Source organism: Bradyrhizobium acaciae, from assembly GCF_020889785.1.
GTDB classification, from domain to species: Bacteria; Pseudomonadota; Alphaproteobacteria; order Rhizobiales; family Xanthobacteraceae; genus Bradyrhizobium; species Bradyrhizobium acaciae.
The window spans coordinates 13,852-34,074 of sequence record NZ_JACMYK010000059.1 but is presented as its reverse complement, the minus strand read 5'-3'; the positions used below and the strand labels follow the sequence as shown (position 1 = coordinate 34,074).

General features: G+C 65.4%; 18 protein-coding genes and 2 pseudogenes. 14 read left to right on the top strand and 6 right to left on the bottom strand.

Translation table 11 applies throughout. The features are described from left to right. Positions 1-302 precede the first annotated feature (302 nt). A complete protein-coding gene (locus tag H8A92_RS22055) occupies positions 303-1,241 on the top strand; it encodes a peptidylprolyl isomerase (protein WP_229197687.1) in 939 nt (312 codons plus the stop codon). Between the two features lie 283 nt (positions 1,242-1,524). Next, positions 1,525-2,766, top strand: a complete 1,242-nt coding sequence (gene argJ, locus H8A92_RS22050) for a bifunctional glutamate N-acetyltransferase/amino-acid acetyltransferase ArgJ (RefSeq protein ID WP_229197686.1) — start codon at positions 1,525-1,527, stop codon at positions 2,764-2,766. Positions 2,767-3,028: 262 nt separating this feature from the next. Here argJ and H8A92_RS22045 read toward each other — a convergent pair whose 3' ends face one another. Further along, positions 3,029-4,357, bottom strand: coding sequence for a pilus assembly protein TadG-related protein (locus H8A92_RS22045; RefSeq protein WP_229197685.1), 1,329 nt, complete (start codon positions 4,355-4,357; stop codon positions 3,029-3,031). A 171-nt stretch (positions 4,358-4,528) separates the two neighbouring features. On the opposite strand from H8A92_RS22045, the gene H8A92_RS22040 reads away from it, so the two are divergent. After that, positions 4,529-4,939: a (deoxy)nucleoside triphosphate pyrophosphohydrolase gene (locus tag H8A92_RS22040; RefSeq protein ID WP_163158596.1), complete on the top strand. Its 411-nt coding sequence runs from the start codon at positions 4,529-4,531 to the stop codon at positions 4,937-4,939. A gap of 419 nt (positions 4,940-5,358) precedes the next feature. On the opposite strand, the gene H8A92_RS22035 is transcribed toward H8A92_RS22040, so the two are convergent. Continuing rightward, positions 5,359-6,201 (bottom strand): methyltransferase domain-containing protein, encoded by an 843-nt coding sequence (locus H8A92_RS22035; RefSeq protein ID WP_229197684.1) that lies wholly within the window; start codon positions 6,199-6,201, stop codon positions 5,359-5,361. Positions 6,202-6,277: 76 nt separating this feature from the next. On the opposite strand from H8A92_RS22035, the pseudogene H8A92_RS22030 reads away from it, so the two are divergent. The 6 genes and pseudogenes from H8A92_RS22030 (at position 6,278) to H8A92_RS22005 (ending at position 9,556) form a co-directional block, all read left to right on the top strand. Next, a pseudogene (locus H8A92_RS22030) lies at positions 6,278-7,086 on the top strand (ComF family protein). 30 nt (positions 7,087-7,116) lie between these two features. Then, positions 7,117-7,389, top strand: a complete 273-nt coding sequence (grxC, locus tag H8A92_RS22025; RefSeq protein ID WP_163158602.1) for a glutaredoxin 3 — start codon at positions 7,117-7,119, stop codon at positions 7,387-7,389. Then, complete coding sequence (locus H8A92_RS22020; protein WP_229197683.1) at positions 7,389-8,267, top strand: carbon-nitrogen hydrolase family protein; 879 nt, start codon at positions 7,389-7,391, stop codon at positions 8,265-8,267. The genes grxC and H8A92_RS22020 overlap by 1 nt, the downstream gene beginning before the upstream one ends. Beyond that, a complete protein-coding gene (locus H8A92_RS22015; RefSeq protein ID WP_229197682.1) occupies positions 8,264-8,734 on the top strand; it encodes a DUF1178 family protein in 471 nt (156 codons plus the stop codon). Before H8A92_RS22020 ends, H8A92_RS22015 begins: the two co-directional genes overlap by 4 nt. Positions 8,735-8,771: 37 nt before the next feature. After that, positions 8,772-9,104 (top strand): caspase family protein, encoded by a 333-nt coding sequence (locus tag H8A92_RS22010; protein WP_229197681.1) that lies wholly within the window; start codon positions 8,772-8,774, stop codon positions 9,102-9,104. Between the two features lie 11 nt (positions 9,105-9,115). Further along, positions 9,116-9,556, top strand: coding sequence for an EamA family transporter (locus tag H8A92_RS22005; RefSeq protein WP_229197680.1), 441 nt, complete (start codon positions 9,116-9,118; stop codon positions 9,554-9,556). A 3-nt stretch (positions 9,557-9,559) separates the two neighbouring features. On the opposite strand, the pseudogene H8A92_RS22000 reads toward H8A92_RS22005, so the two are convergent. The 4 genes and pseudogenes from H8A92_RS22000 to H8A92_RS21985 all read right to left on the bottom strand — a co-directional run bounded on the left by H8A92_RS22000 (position 9,560) and on the right by H8A92_RS21985 (position 12,664). Then, a pseudogene (locus tag H8A92_RS22000) lies at positions 9,560-10,458 on the bottom strand (EamA family transporter). 343 nt (positions 10,459-10,801) lie between these two features. Next, positions 10,802-11,083 (bottom strand): GIY-YIG nuclease family protein, encoded by a 282-nt coding sequence (locus tag H8A92_RS21995; protein ID WP_229197679.1) that lies wholly within the window; start codon positions 11,081-11,083, stop codon positions 10,802-10,804. A gap of 315 nt (positions 11,084-11,398) precedes the next feature. Further along, the gene (ubiG, locus tag H8A92_RS21990; protein WP_229197678.1) at positions 11,399-12,181 is read right to left on the bottom strand and encodes a bifunctional 2-polyprenyl-6-hydroxyphenol methylase/3-demethylubiquinol 3-O-methyltransferase UbiG; all 783 of its coding nucleotides are present in this window, start codon (positions 12,179-12,181) and stop codon (positions 11,399-11,401) included. A 15-nt stretch (positions 12,182-12,196) separates the two neighbouring features. Then, positions 12,197-12,664, bottom strand: coding sequence for a PH domain-containing protein (locus H8A92_RS21985; RefSeq protein WP_229197677.1), 468 nt, complete (start codon positions 12,662-12,664; stop codon positions 12,197-12,199). A 209-nt stretch (positions 12,665-12,873) separates the two neighbouring features. Here H8A92_RS21985 and H8A92_RS21980 point away from each other — a divergent pair, with 209 nt between their 5' ends. The 5 genes from H8A92_RS21980 (at position 12,874) to H8A92_RS21960 (ending at position 20,189) form a co-directional block, all read left to right on the top strand. Beyond that, positions 12,874-14,130: an aspartate kinase gene (locus tag H8A92_RS21980; protein ID WP_229197676.1), complete on the top strand. Its 1,257-nt coding sequence runs from the start codon at positions 12,874-12,876 to the stop codon at positions 14,128-14,130. 468 nt (positions 14,131-14,598) lie between these two features. Next, positions 14,599-16,866, top strand: coding sequence for a phosphoenolpyruvate--protein phosphotransferase (gene ptsP / locus H8A92_RS21975; protein WP_229197675.1), 2,268 nt, complete (start codon positions 14,599-14,601; stop codon positions 16,864-16,866). Between the two features lie 51 nt (positions 16,867-16,917). Then, positions 16,918-18,003: a peptide chain release factor 1 gene (gene prfA, locus H8A92_RS21970; protein WP_229197694.1), complete on the top strand. Its 1,086-nt coding sequence runs from the start codon at positions 16,918-16,920 to the stop codon at positions 18,001-18,003. 14 nt (positions 18,004-18,017) lie between these two features. Beyond that, positions 18,018-18,914, top strand: a complete 897-nt coding sequence (prmC, locus tag H8A92_RS21965) for a peptide chain release factor N(5)-glutamine methyltransferase (RefSeq protein ID WP_420831352.1) — start codon at positions 18,018-18,020, stop codon at positions 18,912-18,914. 498 nt (positions 18,915-19,412) lie between these two features. Further along, a complete protein-coding gene (locus tag H8A92_RS21960; protein WP_229197673.1) occupies positions 19,413-20,189 on the top strand; it encodes a DUF4167 domain-containing protein in 777 nt (258 codons plus the stop codon). The last annotated feature ends 34 nt before the right edge of the window (positions 20,190-20,223 follow it).

Sequence of the window (20,223 nt, the reverse complement as noted above, 5' to 3'; positions counted from 1 at the left end):
TGGTCCACCGGATCGCCTATCAACTCACCGTGACGCGCTACGGTTCGAGCCCCGCCAGGGGCTTCTCCGCCAATTGAGTGGGAAACAGGCCATCCTGGGTTCAACGGCGAAAAACGCAGCAAAATAAGCGCTCTCGCCGCTGACACGGTCGGCCAGAGATATGGCCCGGTCGGGGGGTTGTCAACGCCGCCAAGATGTCAAGGAATTCATCATTTTGACAAGACTTTCGCGTTGCCAATGTAACACGATTGGGCGAGTGTCCGCCCCGCTCGAGCTTCCCCCCTTTAGACCAAGGATTTTGCATGACCACCTCGCCCCCGGAAACCAAAACCGGCCTGCGCCTCGGCCTCGCCACCCTGGCCGCCACGGGCTGTCTTGTCGCAGTGCTGGCTGCCGGCCTTCCGGTCCGCGCCGCGGAGTCCGACCCGGTGCTGGCGAAGGTCAACGGTTCCGAGATCCACGCCAGCGACGTGGCGCTCGCCGAGGAGGAACTCGGCCCAAGCCTGGCGCAGATGGACCCGGCGACCAAGAAGGACAACGTGCTGTCCTTCCTGATCGACATGAAGATCGTGTCCAAGGCCGCCGAGGACAAGAAGATCGAGAACAATGACGACTTCAAGAAGCGGCTCGCCTTCACCCGCAACCGCCTGTTGATGGACAGCCTGCTCGCCAGCGAAGGCAAGGCCGCGACCACCGACGACGCCATGAAGAAGGTCTATGAGGAGGCCTCCAAGCAGATCACCGGCGAGCAGGAAGTGCGCGCCCGCCACATCCTGGTCGAGACCGAGGACGAGGCCAAGGCGATCAAGGCCGAGCTCGACAAGGGCGCCGACTTCGCCGAGCTCGCCAAGAAGAAGTCCAAGGATCCCGGCGCCTCCGACGGCGGCGACCTCGGCTTCTTCACCAAGGAGCAGATGGTGCCGGAATTCTCCGCAGTCGCCTTCGCGCTCGAGCCGGGCAAGATTTCCGATCCGGTCAAGTCGCAGTTCGGCTGGCACATCATCAAGGTCGAGGAAAAGCGCAACCGCAAGGCGCCCGACTTCGAGCAGGTGAAGGCCCAGATCGAGACCTATGTGACCCGCAAGGCGCAGGCCGACTACGTCGCCAAGCTGCGCGAGGCCGCCAAGGTCGAGCGCATGGACAAGCCGGCCGAGACAGCCAAGGACCCTGCCGCGCCGGCCGACGCCGCCAAGGACGCGCCGAAGCCCGCCGACAACAAGATGGCGCCGGCGAAGAAGTAAGTTTTGCGCCACAGATGCAGTTGCGATGGCCGGGCTCGTCCCGGCCATTTGCTTTTGGCGACGCGCTCGTTTGATCACGTCGTCCCGGCGAAAGCCGGGACCCATACGCCGCGGCAGAGCTTTTCTTGCCGCGGTAGCAGTTTCTTGAACAATTGATGACGGTGGTTGTAGATCCCGGCCTTCGCCGGGACGACGCCGTTGCGCGCTCGCGCCCGAGCCCTCTCCCGCTTCAGTCGGCGAGATGATATGCAGCGCTTCCCTCCCCGTAGCCGGAAGCTTGCCGATGTCCACCGCCGTCTCCCCCCTCGCCCCGCCTGACGTTCCAGAGATGCCCGTGATCACGGGTGTGCGCCTTGCGACCGCTGCCGCCGGCATCCGCTACAAGGGGCGCACCGACGTGCTGCTCGCACTGATGGACAAGGGCACCACGGTGGCCGGCGTCTTCACCAAGTCGAAGTGCCCGTCGGCGCCGGTCGAATGGTGCCGCGCCAGGCTGAAGGGCGGGAGCGCCCGCGCGCTGGTGGTCAATTCCGGCAACGCCAACGCCTTCACCGGCAAGACCGGGAAGGCATCCACCGCGCTGACCGCGCAGATCGCATCGAAGGCGGTCGGTTGTTCGACCTCGGACGTGTTCCTCGCCTCGACCGGCGTGATCGGCGAACCGCTCGATGCCACCAAGTTCGACGGCGTGCTGGCGCAGCTCGCGGAGACCGCGACCCCGGATCACTGGATGGACGCCGCCAAGGCGATCATGACCACCGACACCTTCCCGAAGGTCGCCACCGCGACCGTCAAGCTCGGCAAGGCCAAGGTGACGATCAACGGCATGGCCAAGGGCGCCGGCATGATCATGCCCGACATGGCGACCATGCTGTCCTTCATCTTCACCGACGCGCCGCTGTCGGCCGGCGTGCTGCAATCGCTGCTCAAGGCCGGCGTCGAGGACACCTTCAATGCGCTGACCATCGACGGCGACACCTCGACCTCGGACACGCTGCTCGCCTTTGCGACCGGCGCTGCGGCCGCCAATGGCGCGCCGAAGATTTCGCGCGCCAGCGACCCGCGCCTGAAGGCTTTCACCAAGGCGTTCCAGCAGATCCTCGCCAGCCTGTCCGAACAGGTGGCCCGCGACGGCGAAGGCGCGCGCAAGCTGGTCGAGGTCGTGGTCGAGGGCGCGACGACAAAACCGTCGGCGCGCAAGATCGCGATGTCGATCGCCAATTCGCCGCTGGTGAAGACCGCGATCGCCGGCGAGGACGCCAATTGGGGTCGTGTGGTGATGGCGGTCGGCAAGGCCGGCGAACCCGCCAACCGCGACAAGCTCTCGATCTCCTTCAACGGCATCCGCGTCGCCAGGAGCGGTGCGCGCGATCCGTCCTACAATGAGAAAGAGGTGTCGGAGGCGATGAAGGCGCCGAAGATCCAGATCAAGGTCGCGCTCGGCCTCGGCAAGGCCAAAGACCGCGTGCTGACCTGCGACCTCACCAAGGAATACGTCGCGATCAACGGCGATTACCGGTCGTAAGCACTACAGGTCGCCCGCCATCCCCGTCATTGCGAGGAGCGAAGCGACGAAGCAATCCATCCGTCGGAGCGTGCGGTCAGATGGATTGCTTCGCTTCGCTCGCAATGACGGCGTTAATCCCGTCATCCTGAGGTGCGAGCGGAGCGAGCCTCGAAGGATGCACGGCCACCAGTCGGGCCGTCGACCCTTCGAGACGGCCGCTTCGCGGCCTCCTCCAGCGACAAAGGCGAAGCCTTTGCGCGGGGGTGACGATGAGAGCGCCTTAGCTCGAGATCCGCGCGTCGGCGACGGCCTTCTTGAACAGCGCGTTCATCGCGTCTGCAATGCCCTGCGTCGGGCTGACCTCGAAATAGAAGCCCGGCGACGCACAAGCCTGCATGTTCTGTGCGATCTGACTGTTCGGCGACGGACCGAACGGACCCTGATTGAACGGATCGATCCAGGTCATGTACCAGTTGTTGGTCGGCAGCTGCAGATAGGTGGTGTAGAGCACCGCGATCTTGATGTTGCGCTTCTTGATCGCATCACACAGCGCCGGATTGATCGGCGACTGGCAGCGATTGCTGCCGGTGATCGGCTTCAGGCAGCTTGAATTCGGCTCGTCGGCCACGCCATCGGACACGAAGAACAGATACTTCATCGGCGCGGCCGAGGTGCCGGGCCCCGGTGCGCTGATCGCGTTGCTGATGGCCGGAAGCACCGTCGAGAACTGGCTGTCTTTGTCGGCGGTGTACGAGTCGTTGTTGCCGTAGACGCCCATCAGGTCGATGTTGCCGGCCGCGGTCTTGGCGCTCGACAGGCTGGTCGACAGCGTGAACAGCGCGCGCAGGCCGATCGTCGCCGACGAGGCGCCGAAATCGTAGATCGCCATCCGGTACTGGCTGGCATAGGTCGCGGTGTTCGCGGCCGTGTCCATCAGCTGCTGGGTCGCGCTGCGCAGCACGTCGATCCGCGTCGTCACGCCGAGCGACTTGGCGAGATTGTAGTAGTTGTTGGCATCGTTGTAGTCGTGGCAGGCGAACGCGCACTGGTCCGGCGTGTTGTTGACCATCTTGGTCACGTCGGCCGGCGTCGCTGCGACCCCCATCGAAGGCGAATTGTCGAGCAGCAGATAGAAATCGATATAGAGCGGCATGTTCGCGGTCGCGGTCGACGTACCCGTCACGGTCATCTTGCTCTGCCCGATGACGCCGAGGAACATGGTCGGGACATCTGCGGTGAACTGGACCGTCGAGGTGATCGTGCCGCCGCTCTTGGTCATGGTCGGCGTCACGCTGGTCAGCGTGAAGCCGTTCTGGTTGAAGACGTTGCCGCTGAAGATCTTCCGCGCGTCGGCTTCGCCCGCCGAGATCTCACCGTCCGAGGTCATGGCGCCGGCGGCAATGAAGCCGGGCGATTGCTTGGCGACCGCGCCGACGCTCGCCGCGTCGGCGGCGGAGATCAGCTTGCTGCGGATCTGGTTGGCGCGGGAATAGTCGACCGCGCATCCGACCGCGACGACGAGCGGCAGCAGCACAAGGCCGAAGGTCATCGCGATATTGCCGGAGCGATCGCGACGGAAACGGCTGATGGTCCGGATCAAGGTGCTCATGGGTTATATCGGCAGAGAATTTGATGGGTAGATAAACCGCTTCACCCTGCCAGTTGCGAATTAAGGCCGGCTTATCGCGGATGCAGAAACAGCTACCGGCACAAATCGTTTGGCCGGGCGGCGCATTGCTGGTTAATGAACGCTTGCAGATCGGAAGGAAATCCCTGCTCCATGGCTGAGATCAAGCTGACCCTCGTCGTCGCCTGCGCGCTAGTCGACGCCGACAAGCGCGTGCTGCTGGCGCAGCGTCCCGAAGGCAAGGCGCTGGCGGGATTGTGGGAATTCCCCGGCGGCAAGATCGAGCCCGGCGAGCGGCCGGAGCAGACCCTGATCCGCGAGCTGCACGAGGAGATCGGCATCACCGTGAGCGAGCCGTGCCTCGCCCCGCTGACCTTCGCCAGCCACGCCTACGAGACCTTCCATCTCTTGATGCCGCTCTACATCTGCCGCCGCTGGGAGGGCCTGGCGGTGGCGCGCGAGGGCCAGAACCTCGCCTGGGTCCGCGCCAACAAGCTGCGCGACTATCCGATGCCGCCGGCGGACATCCCGCTGCTGCCGCATCTGGTGGATCTGCTGCTGTGACCGTCGCCCCTCCCACTTGCGGGGGAGGCGCCTTGCCAAAATATCGAAAACAACCCCATGCAAAGTAGCCCGGCGTTCAGCACGACGACTTGACACGTCGGGCAACTCACCGGCACAATTCCATTATTCCGAAATCGTGCAAGCAACCGTCGCCCACCTTGTGAGCGAGGTTGGATGGCTGTGATCTCGCTGGCGCACGATGAGCGGGGTTGACCGTGAGGGACGCACGATGGACGGGCTCCCTCCCCCCTTGCGGGGGAGGGCTGGGGAGAGGGGTGCACACGGCGCGCTCTCTCCGCATGATCTTGAAAACGCGCGCAGAATTGTGAAAGGGACAATCGCACTAGTATCTCGCCCGGGGCTACCCCTCTCCCCACCCTCCCCCGCAAGGGGGGAGGGAGCCTGAGCAGCGTACGTCCCTAACGCTTCGTGCCCTTCACCGCCGCCTCCAGGCTCGCTTTCGCCGAGCCTGGCTTCAGCGGCTTCGGCTGGCTTTCATGCGGCGCCCACCCGGACAGCCAGACGATGTCGAAGGTGGCGCGGATGCGGCCGTCGGCGTCGGCGAAGCGTTCGCCGTAGATCTGCGCCATGCGCAACATGGTGGCGCGGCGGGTCGGGGTGTGGCGGCGCTCGCGCAGCACATTGGTCGCGCCCATGCGCCTGAGGTCGGCCATCAGCGCGAACGCGCTGGCATAGCGCACCACGACGCGGTCGACATCGGTCACCGGCAACGCGAATCCTGCCCGCTGCAACAGCGCGCCGATGTCGCGCAGATCGGCGAACGGCGCGACGCGCGGCGACACCCCGCCCTCGCACTCCGCCTCCGCCGCGGCGAAGCTTTGCCTGAGTTCTGTCAGCGTGTCGCCGCCGAGCATCGCAGCGAGCAGCAGCCCGTCCGGCTTCAGCGCGCGGCGGATCTGCGCCAGCACGCCGGGCAGATCATTGACGAACTGGAAGGCGAGCGCCGAGACCGCGAGATCGAGCGACTCCGGCGGCAGGCCAAGCGATTCCGCCTCAGCGAATCCGATCGTACCGACTGATGCCACACGCCCGCGCAGGACCTCCGCAAGCCCGTCACCCGGCGTCCAGACATCGGCTGCTGAAGAAAAGCTGCGCGACACCGCCTGCAAGCGGTCCGCCATATCCTCCGTGGCTCGCTCGAGCAGGAACGTCGCCGCTCCCGCGGCCTGCGCACGCGCCAGCCGCGCGCCGAGCAATGCGCGGTCGAACAGGATTGGGGCCGTGGCCGGGGGGGTTGCCATGCCCGCTGGTTACGCCGGACCGCCGGCGCAGGCAATGCGCCTTGAGCCTGCATTGCTCAAACGCTAGCCTTGCCCGATGGACGCCGAGGCTTCACCGACACGCTCCATTACGGCCCACCTCCAGCGCGCGCTCGGCGCGGTCGGCGGCGCGTGGCTGCGCACCGCGCGGCTGGCGCTCGACATCGCGCTGCCGACGCTGTGCGTGTCCTGCCGCGAGCCGGTTCATGGCGAGGGCGTCTGCGCGGACTGCTGGGCCAAATTGTCGTTCATCGCGCCGCCGTTCTGCCCGCGGCTCGGCATTCCCTTCGTCTACGATCCAGGTCCCGAGCTGCTGTCGATGGAGCGATCGCCAACCCACCAGCCTATCAACGCGCCCGCGCCGCGGTGCGCTATGACGACGTCGCGCGCACGCTGGTGCACGCATTAAAATTCCAGGATCGTACCGATCTGGCGCCGACAATGGGCCGCTGGATGGCGCGGGCGGGGAAGGAATTGCTCGACGGCGCCGACATGCTGGTTCCGGTTCCTCTGCACTGGCGGCGCGGCTGGAGCCGGCGCTACAACCAGTCCGGCGCGCTCGCCAAGGTGATCGCGCGCCAGAGCGGCGTCAAAATGGTGTCGGAGGCGCTGCGGCGTGTCCGCGCCACCGAGCAGCAGATCGGACTGTCGCGCAAGGACCGCGCCAGCAATGTGCAGGGCGCATTCGGGGTCGCCGATGAACGCAAGGCTGACATCCAGGGCCGCCGGGTGATCCTGGTCGACGACGTCCTGACCTCGGGTGCGACAGTGGATGCTTGCGCCCGAGCGCTATTACGGGCGAAGGCGGCGCAGGTCGACGTGCTGGTGTTTGCCCGGGTTGTCGAGCAGCACCGCGCTCCCATATAATCCAAGTAATCAGGTTCAACCGAGCACACCATGACCGCTGCCATTGAAATCTACACCCGCCCGGGCTGCGGTTATTGTACCGCGGCCAAATCGCTTCTGACGCGCAAGAACGCGGCGTTCACCGAATTGAGCGTCGCCAGCAACCCGGCCTATCGCGACGAAATGTACAATCGCGCCGGCGCCGGGACGACCTTCCCGCAGATCTTCATCGGCAAGACCCATGTCGGCGGCTGCGACGAGCTCTACGCGCTCGACCGCGAGGGCAAGCTCGACGGCCTGCTCAGCAACGGAGGCGGCGCCTGATGAGCACGGACAACATTTTCACCGCCGCCATGGTGCAGATGCGCACCGGGCTGCTGCCGGAGCCGAGCCTCGAGCAGGGCACGCGGCTGATCCGCGAAGCGGCGGCGCAGGGCGCAAAATACGTGCTGACCCCCGAGGTCAGCAACATGATGCAGCTGAACCGCAAGGCGCTGTTCGAGCACTTGGCGAGCGAAGAGGACGACAAGTCGCTGCAGGCGTATCGGGCGCTGGCCGCCGAGCTGAAGATCCATCTGCATATCGGCTCGCTGGCGCTGCGCTTCTCGCCGGAGAAGGCGGTCAACCGTTCGTTCCTGATCGGGCCCGAGGGCAATGTGCTCGCGAGCTACGACAAGATCCATATGTTCGACATCGACCTGCCGGGCGGCGAGAGCTATCGCGAATCGGCCAACTACCAGCCCGGCGAGACCGCCGTGATCTCCGACCTGCCCTGGGGCCGGATCGGGCTGACGATCTGCTATGATGTGCGGTTCCCGGCGCTGTATCGTGCGCTCGCCGAAGCCGGCGCATCCTTCCTCACCGTGCCGTCCGCCTTCACCCGCAAGACCGGCGAAGCACATTGGCACACGCTGCTGCGCGCCCGCGCCATCGAGACCGGCTGCTTCGTATTCGCGGCGGCGCAGGCCGGCCTGCATGAGAACAAGCGCGAGACCTTCGGCCATTCGCTGATCATCGACCCCTGGGGCGAGATCCTCGCCGAGGGCGGCGTCGAGCCGGGCGTGTTCCTGGCCGAGATCGATCCCGCCAAGGTCGAGACCGCGCGCAGGACGATTCCCTCGCTGCAACATGGCAGGCGCTTCGGCATTGCCGACCCCAAGGCCGGCCCAGAGCATCTGCACCTCGTCCGGGGTTCGGCATGATCCGCTACACGCTGCGCTGCGAGCGCGGCCATCAGTTCGAGAGCTGGTTCCAGAGCTCCTCGGCCTATGAATCGCAGGAGCGCCGTCACCTGATCGATTGTCCGTCCTGTGGATCGAGCAAAGTCGAGCGCGCCATCATGGCGCCCCAGGTCGTCAGCAAGAAGGGCCGCGAACCGGCCCGCCCGGCGCCGGCCGCGCCCGTCGAGGCACAGCCCAACGAATCGACGTCGCTGATGATGGCGCAGGAGCGCGAACTGCGCAGCAAGCTGAAGGAACTGCGCGACCACATCGTGAAGAACGCCGACAATGTCGGCGAGCGCTTCCCCAACGAAGCGCGCAAGATGCATTACGGCGACATCGAGCATCGGCCGATCTACGGCGAGGCCTCGCCCGAAGAGGCCCGTGCGCTGATCGACGAGGGCGTCGAGGTCTCGCCGCTGCCGACGCTGCCGGAAGACCGGAATTGACGTCGGTAGCGGTGGACGAAGCCCCTCTTGATCCGCCATGAACCGACACGCCGCTCTTCTATCTCTCATTCATTTTGATGCACCCATCTCTGATCTGGAGACGCGCCTCCAGTCGTTCGGGTGGGACTCCGATGAGGTCGTGACGTTGACCCGCCGACACATTACCGATGTGTTGGAGCGGTTTGCGGACGCCAGGATCGACGCTGCGGCTGTCGAGGCCTGGGCGAACTTGATCGAATGCCGGGAGGACATCCGGCTCGAACCGGGACAAGACAAAATTGTCCGCGCCGCGATCCACGATCTCGCCAACCCTGAGCTTCAGGGTAAATTGCAAGACATAGCGCCGAGAATCCTCTCCAGCCTTTCTTAGGGGTCCGCCTCATGTCGCCCGACACATTTTCGTCCTGGCAGGTCTGGGCGTTCCTGTCCGCCGTGTTCGCGGCATTGACCGCGATCTTCGCCAAGGTCGGTGTCGAGGGCATCAACTCTGATCTCGCCACCCTGATCCGCACCGTGGTCGTGCTGATCACGCTGTCGGCGATCCTGTTCGCGACCGGACAATTCACCCAGGCCGGACCGATCTCGACCAAAAGCTGGCTGTTCCTGCTGCTGTCAGGGCTCGGCACCGGCGCGTCGTGGATCTGCTATTTCCGCGCGCTCAAGCTCGGGCCGGCGACACTGGTCGCGCCGATCGACAAGCTCAGCGTCGTGCTGGTGGCGCTGTTCGGCGCCGTGTTCCTCGGCGAGCGCCCCTCGGCCTATGGCTGGATCGGGATCGCGCTGATCTCGGCGGGTGCCGTGCTGATCGCGGTCAAAGGCTAACCTTTAAGCTGCGATCAGCAGGGCGACTCCGATCACGATCAGGACGATGCCGAACACCTCGCGCAGCGAGAACGGCTGCTTGAGCGAGAAATACGCCACGCCCTGCGCGAACAGCACCTCGATCAGCGCCAGCGTCCGCACATTGGCGGCGGCGGTGAGTGCGAACGCCAGGAACCAGAACTGCGAGGAGAACGCGCCCATGAAGCCCGCGAACATCGAGGGCCGCCACAGGCCGAGGATTTTCCGCAACACGTCAGCGCGCGCAGCAACAGATAGACCGACAGGATCAGCGTCTGCACCAACAGGCTCCACATCAGCGTGTAGGAGGCCGCCGTGACAAACGAGACGCCGGGCACCGCAATGATCGCACCGCGAAAGCTCACCGCCGAGATCGCGAACACGGCGGCGGCGCCGAGGCCGAGCACGGTCGGGCGCAGATCGGCAAAGCGCCGCGAGCCGCCCGGCCGCAGCGCGGTGACGACGACGCCGATGGTCGCGATCACGATCGCGATCACCTTAGGCGTCGTGAGATGGTCACCGAGGAAGACGAAGCCGAAGATAGCGGTCTGGATCGCCTCGGTCTTCATGTAAGCCGTGGTCACCACGAAGGAGCGGTCGTTCATCGCCAGCAGCATGAAGCCGGTGCCGACGATCTGGGTGAGCGCGCCGGACAACAGCCACGGCCAGAACGAGGCCGCCGGCCACGGCACGCGATCGCCGGTCAGCAGCACCGCGAGCACGAAGAACACCACCGAGAACGGCAGGCCGAACAGGAAGCGGATATTGGTCGCGCCCCAGGTCCCGAGCGGCCCGGTCAGCTGCCGCTGCATCGCATTGCGCGCCACCTGCCCGAACGCAGCGACGATCGTGAAGGGAATCCAGAGCGAGGCGATCGTGAACATGCGGGGATGAGGAGAACCTGGCGGGGCAGGAGTACACGCGCAGCGTGCCCGGCAGAAGGTATACGGTCAACCTACACAGTGCATGACTGACTTGCGATCGCGCCACCAACTCGGTGTCGTCCCTGCGAAACCCTGGCAGCGGTTGCGACGACGCGCGCTGTCGTCAACAATTCGGGCCGGTGGCTATGGGTCCCTGCTCCCGTGCGCAATTGCGCACTAGGCAGGGACGACACCTTCTGGATGGCACCAGCGTCTCAATCTCGACCCGCCGCGCCACAAACTCTCCGTCGTCCCTGCGAAAGCAGGGACCCATAACCACAGGAAGTAGTTCGTGGCACACCGGTCAGACAAGCAGATCGCTCAGGTCACGCCACTCCGGATTTTCCCGTTCAATCAGCTCAATCTTCCAGTCACGCTTCCATTTCTTGAGCTGCTTTTCGCGCGTGATGGCCTCTTCTGCGCGCTGATATGATTCGACGTGGACCAGCCGATAGACGCCGTAGGTATTGACGAACGACGAGCCCTCGCCATTGCGATGCTGCTCAAGCCGCTTCTGAACGGAATTCGTCACGCCGATATACAGCGTGCCATGGCGCCGGCTGGCGAGGATGTAGACATAGTACATGCTCGGAACGCGGACCTCGCCCGATTATTTTGGCCGGTGGTTATGGGTCCCTGCTTTCGCAGGGACGACACCTTCTGGAGGAGACAGCGTCCCATATTTTCAGCACTCCCGCCACAAACTCCGTGTCGTCCCTGCGAAAGCAGGGACCCATAACCACAGGGAGCGGTTTGGGGCACACCGGTCAGACAAGCAGGTCGCCGCGAAACCCTGGCAGCGGTTGCGACGACGCGCGCTGTCGTCAACAATTCGGGCCGGTGGCTATGGGTCCCTGCTTTCGCAGGGACGACAGTGATTATGCGGATGCCTCGGCGCCACTCAAACCTCTTCCGCGACCACCATGTAGTTGACGTCCATGTCGGTCGAGACGGTCCATTTGTCGGCGAGCGGGTTGTAGACCACGCCGGCCTGCTCGGTGACGCTGAGGTTGACGTCGCCGAGATAGCGCTCGAGTTCGGCGGGAGTGACGAACTTGCTCCACTCATGGGTGCCGCGCGGCAGCCAGCGCAGCACGTATTCGGCGCCGACGATCGCCAGCGCGAAGCTCTTCCAGTTGCGGTTCAGGGTCGAGACCACCATCAGCCCGCCGGGCTTGAGCATCACAGCGCAGCGTTTGATGAAGGCGCCGACGTCATTGACGTGCTCGACCACCTCCATCGCCAGCACGATGTCGAAGCGCTCGCGCGCGTCCATGTCCTCCACCGTCGTGCAGCGATAGTCGATCGACAGATGGCCCTTGTCGGCGTGCAGCTTCGCGGCCGCGATGTTGGTGGCGGAGGGGTCGATGCCGATCACCTGGGCCCCTAACCGTGTGAACGGCTCGCACAACAGGCCGGCGCCGCAGCCGATGTCGAGCAGGCGCAGGCCGGACAGGCAGTTCAGGCTCTTGGCGTTGCGCTCGAACTTGCGGCAGGCGGCGTCGCGGATATAGGTCAGGCGCAGCGGATTGATCTTGTGCAGCGGCGCCATCTTGCCGCGCGGATCCCACCATTCATCCGACAGCTTCGAGAATTTTGCGATCTCGGCCGGATCGACCGAGCTGGCGGAGGCATTGGCGGAGGAACTGGCGGAGGAACTGGAAAGTGTTGATTGTGTAGCCATGATTTGCGCGCGCCCCTATCGCGCGGTGATCGAATTGCGGAACGACAGCGGCGAGGCGATGGTCTTGATGGTTTCGATGCCCTCGCCGACGCCGCGGATGGTGACGTCGCCATAATTGAGCAGGCGCCCCAGGATGCTCTGGTTGACGTCGACGCTCTCGACCTTGTCGAGGCTCATCTCGAAGGTGCGCCGCTTGATGAAGCCGCTCTTGTGCACCACGCGGAAATTGGTGACGTCGGTTTCCGTGGTCCAGCGGTGGAACCAGGCTGTGGCGGTCCAGTACAGCGCCGCGATCGCGACCACGGCGGCGGCAGCAAGACAGGTCAGCACGAGGCCCTCGACCATCGTCATCCGCGACAGGATCAGCAGCACCAGCACCACGATCCAGGCCCCGATCGCCGGCAGATAGAACATCCAGTGCGCATTGGTGGAATACAGCACCTTCTCGCCGGGCTGCAGGATCTCGTCGATATAACGTCCCATCCAATCCCGCCTTCGCGTTATCTGCGAGTCACCCGTGCGCCACAGCCCGCCTGCAACCGGCAGGACACCCCAAAAGACCGTCAGGGGACCCCTACCAACCGGCTTGCCCCCGGGCGCGGCGCTATGTATACGCGCCTTTCGGTCCCCGCGCTTGCGGTTTTCGGCGTGGGGTAACCTACTTATCCTCTTAAAGGAATAGACGCGTCGTCATGGGCCGCCTCGTGATGAAATTCGGCGGTACGTCCGTCGCCAATATCGATCGTATCCGCAACGTCGCGCAGCACGTGAAGCGCGAGGTCGACGCGGGCCACGAGGTCGCCGTCGTCGTCTCCGCGATGTCGGGCAAGACCAACGAGCTGGTGGCCTGGTGCACCGAAGCCTCGCCGATGCACGACGCGCGCGAATATGACGCCGTGGTCGCTTCCGGCGAACAGGTCACCTCGGGCCTGCTCGCGATCGTGCTGCAGGGCATCGGCATCCAGGCGCGCTCCTGGCAGGGCTGGCAGATCCCGATCAAGACCTCGGACGCGCATGCTTCGGCGCGCATCCTCGATATCGACGGCACCGAGATCATCACCCGCTTTAAGGAGCGCAAGGAAGTCGCCGTGATCGCCGGCTTCCAGGGTATCAACCCCGATACCGGCCGCATCACCACGCTCGGCCGCGGCGGTTCGGACACTTCGGCGGTGGCGATCGCGGCCGCGCTGAAGGCCGACCGCTGCGACATCTACACCGATGTCGACGGCGTCTACACCACCGATCCGCGGGTGGTGCCGAAGGCGCGCCGGCTCGACAAGATCGCGTTCGAGGACATGCTGGAGCTGGCCTCGCAGGGCGCCAAGGTGCTGCAGGTTCGCTCGGTGGAACTCGGCATGGTGCACAACATGCCGATCTTCGTGCGCTCCAGCTTCGACAAGCCAGAGGATATCGACCCGCACGCCAACCAGCCGCCGGGCACGCTGATCTGCAGCGAGGAGGAAATCATGGAAATGCACGTCGTCACCGGCATCGCCTTCTCCAAGGACGAAGCCCAGATTTCCGTGCGCCAGATCGAGGACAAGCCGGGCGTCGCCGCGGCGATCTTCGGGCCGCTCGCGGATGCCAACATCAACGTCGACATGATCGTGCAGAACGTGTCGGAGGACGGCAAGACCACCGACCTCACCTTCACGGTGCCGGCGACCGACTACAACCGCGCCAAGGACACGATCACCTCCGCCAAGGCCAAGATCGGCTATGCCAGGCTCGACACCGAGACCGACGTCGCCAAGGTCTCGGTGATCGGCAGCGGCATGCGCAGCCATGCCGGCGTCGCGGCGAAGGCGTTCAAGGCGCTGGCCGATCGCAACATCAACATCCGCGCCATCACCACCTCCGAGATCAAGTTCTCGGTCCTGATCGACGCCGCCTACACCGAACTCGCGGTGCGCACGCTGCACACGCTCTACGGGCTGGATCAGGCGTAGGGCTTGGCGGCGGCCCCGCGCGGGGCTCTCCGCCGTCATTCCGGGGCCCGCGAAGCAGGAGCCCGGAATCCATCGGGCCGCAGGTTGCGTGGATAAGTGGATTCCGGGCTCTCGCTTCGCGAGCCCTCAGGTGCGCAATTGCGCACCGGGGAATGACGGGGTTGGAGATCGGCCTCCTCCTCCCACACCCGCCTCGGAGTTAGAATTTCTCTTAGCGGGCGCAGCATAGGGCTGACGCAGACGTTATTTGCTACTGGCAGGCGTTTTGCTTGGCAAAGCGAGCCTTGATTGGCTATACGGCCAGTCAGGCAGGCTGTCGCAAACTGTGGCACAGTTTTAGCTATCTCGAATCGGCGGGAACTGGCGCAAGCGGCGACGCCGAATGACTAAAATCGTTGTTTTTGACGAGTTTTGCGCCAGCGGCCGGCCGGCCCGGTGCGCCGGCCTCGTGGGGAGGGACTGAAGCACATGCGGAGCGCGTCGGGAGGCCCCCGCATCCTGTTGAGACGGCTCCGCGAAACCATGGCGGAGCAAGTCTCCGCCCAGGAGCGCCTCGACAAGATCGTGGTGCTGATCGCGGCCAACATGGTGGCCGAGGTCTGCTCCTGCTACGTGCTGCGCGTCGACAACACACTCGAGCTCTACGCCACCGAAGGTCTGAACCGCGACGCCGTGCACCGCACCGTGCTGAGCGCGCATGAGGGCCTGGTCGGCCTCGTCGCCAGCGAGGCGACGCCGCTCAATCTGTCCGACGCGCAAAGCCATCCGGCCTTCGCCTACCGCCCGGAGACCGGCGAAGAGGCCTACCACTCGTTCCTCGGCGTGCCGATCCTGCGCGCCGGCAACACGCTCGGCGTGCTGGTGGTGCAGAACCGCGCCAAGCGCACCTATGTCGAGGAAGAGGTCGAGGCGCTGCAGACCACCGCCATGGTGCTGGCGGAGATGATCGCCTCCGGCGAGCTTGCCGCGCTGGCGCAACCCGGCGCCGAGCCCGCCGCCCGGCACTCGCTGCACAAGACCGGCGCAGTGCTCTCCGACGGCATCGCGCTCGGCCATGTCGTGCTGCACGAGCCGCGCGTCGTCATCACCAATTACATCGCCGAAGACCTGCCGAAGGAGATCAAGCGGCTCGACACCGCGCTGGCCAATCTGCGCGCCGACCTCGACCGCATGCTGGAGCGCGGCGACGTCGCCGAAGGCGGCGAGCACCGCGAGGTGCTGGAAGCCTATCGCATGTTCGCCAACGACCAGGGCTGGTCGCACAAGCTGCATGAAGCGGTCGCCACCGGCCTCACCGCGGAAGCCGCCGTCGAACGCGTGCAGTCCGACACCCGCGCGCGCATGCTGCGCTCGACCGACCCCTATCTGCGCGACCGGCTGCACGACCTCGAGGATCTCGGCCATCGCCTGATGCGTCAGCTGGTCGGCCAGGATCATGCGCCGTCGCGCGAGCAGCTGCCCGACAACGCCATCCTGATCGCCCGCGCGATGGGCCCGGCGGCGCTGCTCGACTACGACCGCAAGCGGCTGCGCGGCCTGGTGCTGGAGGAAGGCACCGCGAATTCGCACGTCTCGATCGTGGCGCGCGCGCTCGGCATTCCCGCGGTCGGCGAGGTGCCGAACGCGCCCGGCATCGCCGATCCGGGCGACGCCATCATCGTCGACGGCATCTCCGGCGAGATCTATGTCCGCCCTTCCACCGAGATCGAATCCGCTTATGCCGAACGCGTCCGGTTCCGGGCGCGGCGGCAGGCGCAATATTCGGAGTTGCGCGACAAGGCCTGTGTGACCAAGGACGGCCAGCCGATCGAGCTTCTGATCAATGCCGGCCTGACCATCGACCTGCCGCACATCGACGACACCGGCAGCGCCGGCATCGGCCTGTTCCGCACCGAATTGCAGTTCATGGTGAGCCCGAGCCTGCCGCGTTCGAGCGACCAGCTCGCACTGTACCGCACCGTGCTCGACGCCGCGGGCTCAAAGCCCGTCACCTTCCGCACGCTCGACATCGGCGGCGACAAGGCGCTGCCCTATATGGAGACCGTGGTCGAGGAAAATCCGGCGCTCGGCTGGCGCGCGATCCGGCTCGGCCTCGATCGCCCCGGCCTGCTGCGCGGCCAGATCCGCGCGCTGCTGCGGGCCGGCGGGGGCCGCGCGCTGAAGATCATGTTCCCGATGATCTCCGACATCGCCGAGTTCGACCAGGCCAAGGCGATCGTCGAGCGCGAGCTGACCTATCTGCGCCAGCACGGCCATTCGCTGCCCGAGCGCGTCGATATCGGCACCATGGTCGAAGTCCCGGCCCTGCTCTACCAGCTCGACGAGCTCCTGAAGAAGGTCGACTTCGTCTCGGTCGGCTCCAACGACCTGTTCCAGTTCCTGTTTGCGGTCGACCGCGGCAATGCCAAGGTCTCCGAACGCTTCGACATCCTGTCGGCGCCGATCCTGCGCGCGCTGCGCGACATCGTGCGCAAGGCCAAGACGGCGAAGAAGGCGGCGTCGCTGTGCGGCGAGATGGCGTCGAAGCCGATCGGCGCGCTGGCGCTGATCGCGCTCGGCTACCGTTCGCTTTCATTGTCGGCAACGGCGCACGGCCCGGTCAAGGCGATGATCCTCGACCTCGACGCCCAGAAGGCCGAGGCGATGATCAATCCGCTGCTCGACGCGCCGGTCGGCAGCGTGTCGATCCGTGCCGCGCTGACCAAGTTTGCGGAAACCGAGGGGCTGGCCTTGTAGCGACGCTGTCGTCGCCTCCGCCGCCCTTCGCGCCTTCCGCAAATTCGAGATATCGCCATGCTACCCGAAGCCAAACTCGACGTCCTGCTCGCCCATCACGCCTCGCTCGAGGCCGAGCTGCTCGGCGAGGTCAAGTCCGATCGCTATGTTGCGATCACGCGCGAGCTCGCCGAGCTCAATCCGCTGATCGATGCGGTCAAGCTCTATCGCTCCGCCCGGTCGGAGCTTGCCGACACGGAGGCGATGCTGGCCGATGCGGGGACCGACGCCGAGATGCGCAGCATGGCCGAGGCCGAGCTGGAGACGCTGCAGGCGCGTATCGGCGATCTCGAGCAGCAGATCCGCATCGCGCTGCTGCCCAAGGACGCGATGGACGACCGCAACGTGGTGCTGGAAATCCGCGCCGGCACCGGCGGCGACGAGGCCTCGCTGTTCGCCGGCGACCTGTTCCGGATGTATGAGCGCTTCGCGGCGTTGCAGGGCTGGAAGGTCGAGGTGATCTCGGCGAGCGAAGGCACCGTCGGCGGCTACAAGGAAATCATCGCCGAGGTGCAGGGCCGCGGCGCCTTCGCCAAGCTGAAATTCGAATCCGGCGTGCACCGCGTGCAGCGCGTGCCCGACACCGAGACGCAGGGCCGCATCCACACCTCGGCCGCGACGGTCGCGGTGCTGCCCGAGGTCGAGGACGTCGACGTCGACATCAAGGACACGGACTTGAGGATCGAGACCATGCGCGCGGGCGGCGCCGGCGGCCAGCACGTCAACAAGACCGAATCGGCGATCCGTATCACCCATCTGCCGACCGGCATCGTGGTGATGATGCAGGACAGCCGCTCGCAGCACAAAAACCGGGCCTCGGCGATGAACATCCTGCGCTCGCGCATCTATGATGCCGAACGCCAGCGCGTCGAAGCCGCGCGCTCCGCCGACCGCAAGGAGAAGGTCGGCTCCGGCGACCGCTCGGAGCGCATCCGCACCTATAATTTCCCGCAAGGGAGGGTCACCGACCACCGCATCAACCTGACGCTCTACAAGCTGCCGCAGGTGATCGCAGGCGAAGCGCTCGGCGAATTGATCGATGCGCTGACCACCGAGCACCAGGCCGCGCAGCTTGCGGCCCAGGGCGCGGCGGCGTGAGATTTGTAGCCCGGATGGCGGTGTCTTCCGTGAACCAGTTCACTGGCCAGACGATCGACGCGGCACGGCGTGCGCTGGCAACGCGATTCGCAGCCGCCGGCAACGAGTCGGCCGAGCTCGATGCGCGATTGCTGGTCGGTGCCGCGCTCGGCCTCGATTTGACCGGCCTCATCACGGCCGCGGCGCGGATACTGACGCTAGAGCAATCGGATCTCCTCGAAAACTTCGCACGGCGTCGCCTCGCCGGCGAACCGGTCGCGCGCATTCTCGGCATCAAGGAGTTCTGGGGCCTGCCGCTGCATCTCTCCGCCGCGACGCTGGTGCCGCGCCCCGACACCGAGACCGTGGTCGAGCGCGCGCTCGAGCTGCTGCGGGCCGAGGGCGCGACCGAGCGCGCGTTACGGATCGCCGATCTCGGCACCGGCTCCGGCGCGATCCTGCTGGCGCTGCTCTCGGAACTGCCCCACGCGCATGGCTTCGCCACCGACATCGCGCCGGAAGCGCTGCAGACGGCGAGCCGGAACGCCGCTGCGCTTGGGCTTGCGGATCGCACCACATGGATCGAATGCGACTATGGCAGCGCCCTGACCGGCAGCTTCGACCTGATCGTGTCCAATCCGCCCTACATCCCCTCGGCCGACATCGCCGGTCTCGACATCGAGGTGCGCGCGCACGACCCGCGCGCGGCGCTCGACGGCGGCCCCGACGGGCTCGACGCCTACCGCACACTGATTTCGCAATCTGCGGGTCTTTTGATCTCGGGCGGATTTCTGGTTGTGGAAATCGGACAGGGTCAGAGCCGCGACGTTGAAGCGCTGATGACGGCTTCCGGGTTATCCCCAACGGGGCCGCCCAAGGCCGATCTCGGGGGCATTCCGAGGGCCGTTTCCGCCCGCCGGCTGCCCCGATAAAGTCCTATTGGAACGAAAAAAAACCTCTTGGATTATCCCCCGGGAACGACTACGTTCCGGGCACAACATCGGTGCTGGCCCCGTAATCCGTTACGGGTGATGACCAGGGTTCAGCAGAGCCCGCCGATCGAAAGGTTCCAGGAACGCAGGTCTCATTGAGCGCAATAGCCGAAGCTGTGCTGCTCTCGACCGCCAAGCGAACGAAAGCCTGTTATTGCGCTTGAAGACTTACGCACGAGAACTGGGCCTGTCTCAACGGGCGGAATGATTTGGCGCTGGCGCGTTTGGCCGGCGGTTGGGGAACGCGTCTTTGCTGCACGCGACTTTGCTGAACGAGATGGTCGGCGACATCGAAATCACTTCGAACGGTATTGCGATTCCGTGTGCCTAGGCGCGCGCCGAATCGGACGCTGGGAATCGAACTTCTGAGAAATCGGACTTTCTGAGAAATCGGACTGTGGACTGCAATCACTTCAGGGCTGGAATAAAAGGCGACAGATGAGAAACGGTCAGAACAACAAGCGGATGCGCAACCGGAATAACAACAACAATAATAACAACAACAATAACCGGCGCGGCCAGAATCCCCTGACACGGGTGTACGAATCGAACGGACCCGACATCAAGATCCGCGGCACGGCCTCCCACGTGGCCGAGAAATACGTCCAGCTTGCGCGCGATGCACGCTCCTCCGGCGATCCGGTGGCAGCAGAGAATTACTACCAGCATGCTGAGCACTACTACCGGATCATCGCAGCCGCGCAGGAGCAGTTCCGGCAGAATCAGCAGCAGCCGCGTCCCGACGCCGAGGTGACGCCGACCGAAGACAGTGACGACGACAGCGACGGTTATTCGAGCTTCGGGCAGGAGCCGGGCTTCGTGCCGCAGCAGCAGCAACCCTTCATGCGCGACAACGGCCAGCAGCCGTACCAGCAGCGCGAGCAGCAGCCGCGCGAGCATCGCGAGCGTGACCAGCAGCCGCGCGAACATCGCGAACGCGAGCATCGTCCGCAGCCGCAATACCAGCCGCAGCCGCAGAACCAGCCGCAGCCCGCGATGGCCGATGCCGGCGGCGTCGATCGCCTGCCCTCGTTCATCACCGGCGGCGCGCAGCCGCAGGTCAACGGTGGCGCCTATGAAGGCAACAATGGCGGCGCAGAACGCGGCGAACGCAGCGAGCGCTTTCCGCGTCGTCGCCGCCGTCCGCACGGCCCGCGCGCCGACATGGCGGCGCAGCCCGCGCCGAGCGACGACTTCACTCCGGGCAACGAGTAACGCAACCATGCGGCCACCCTCCCCTGAAGGGGGA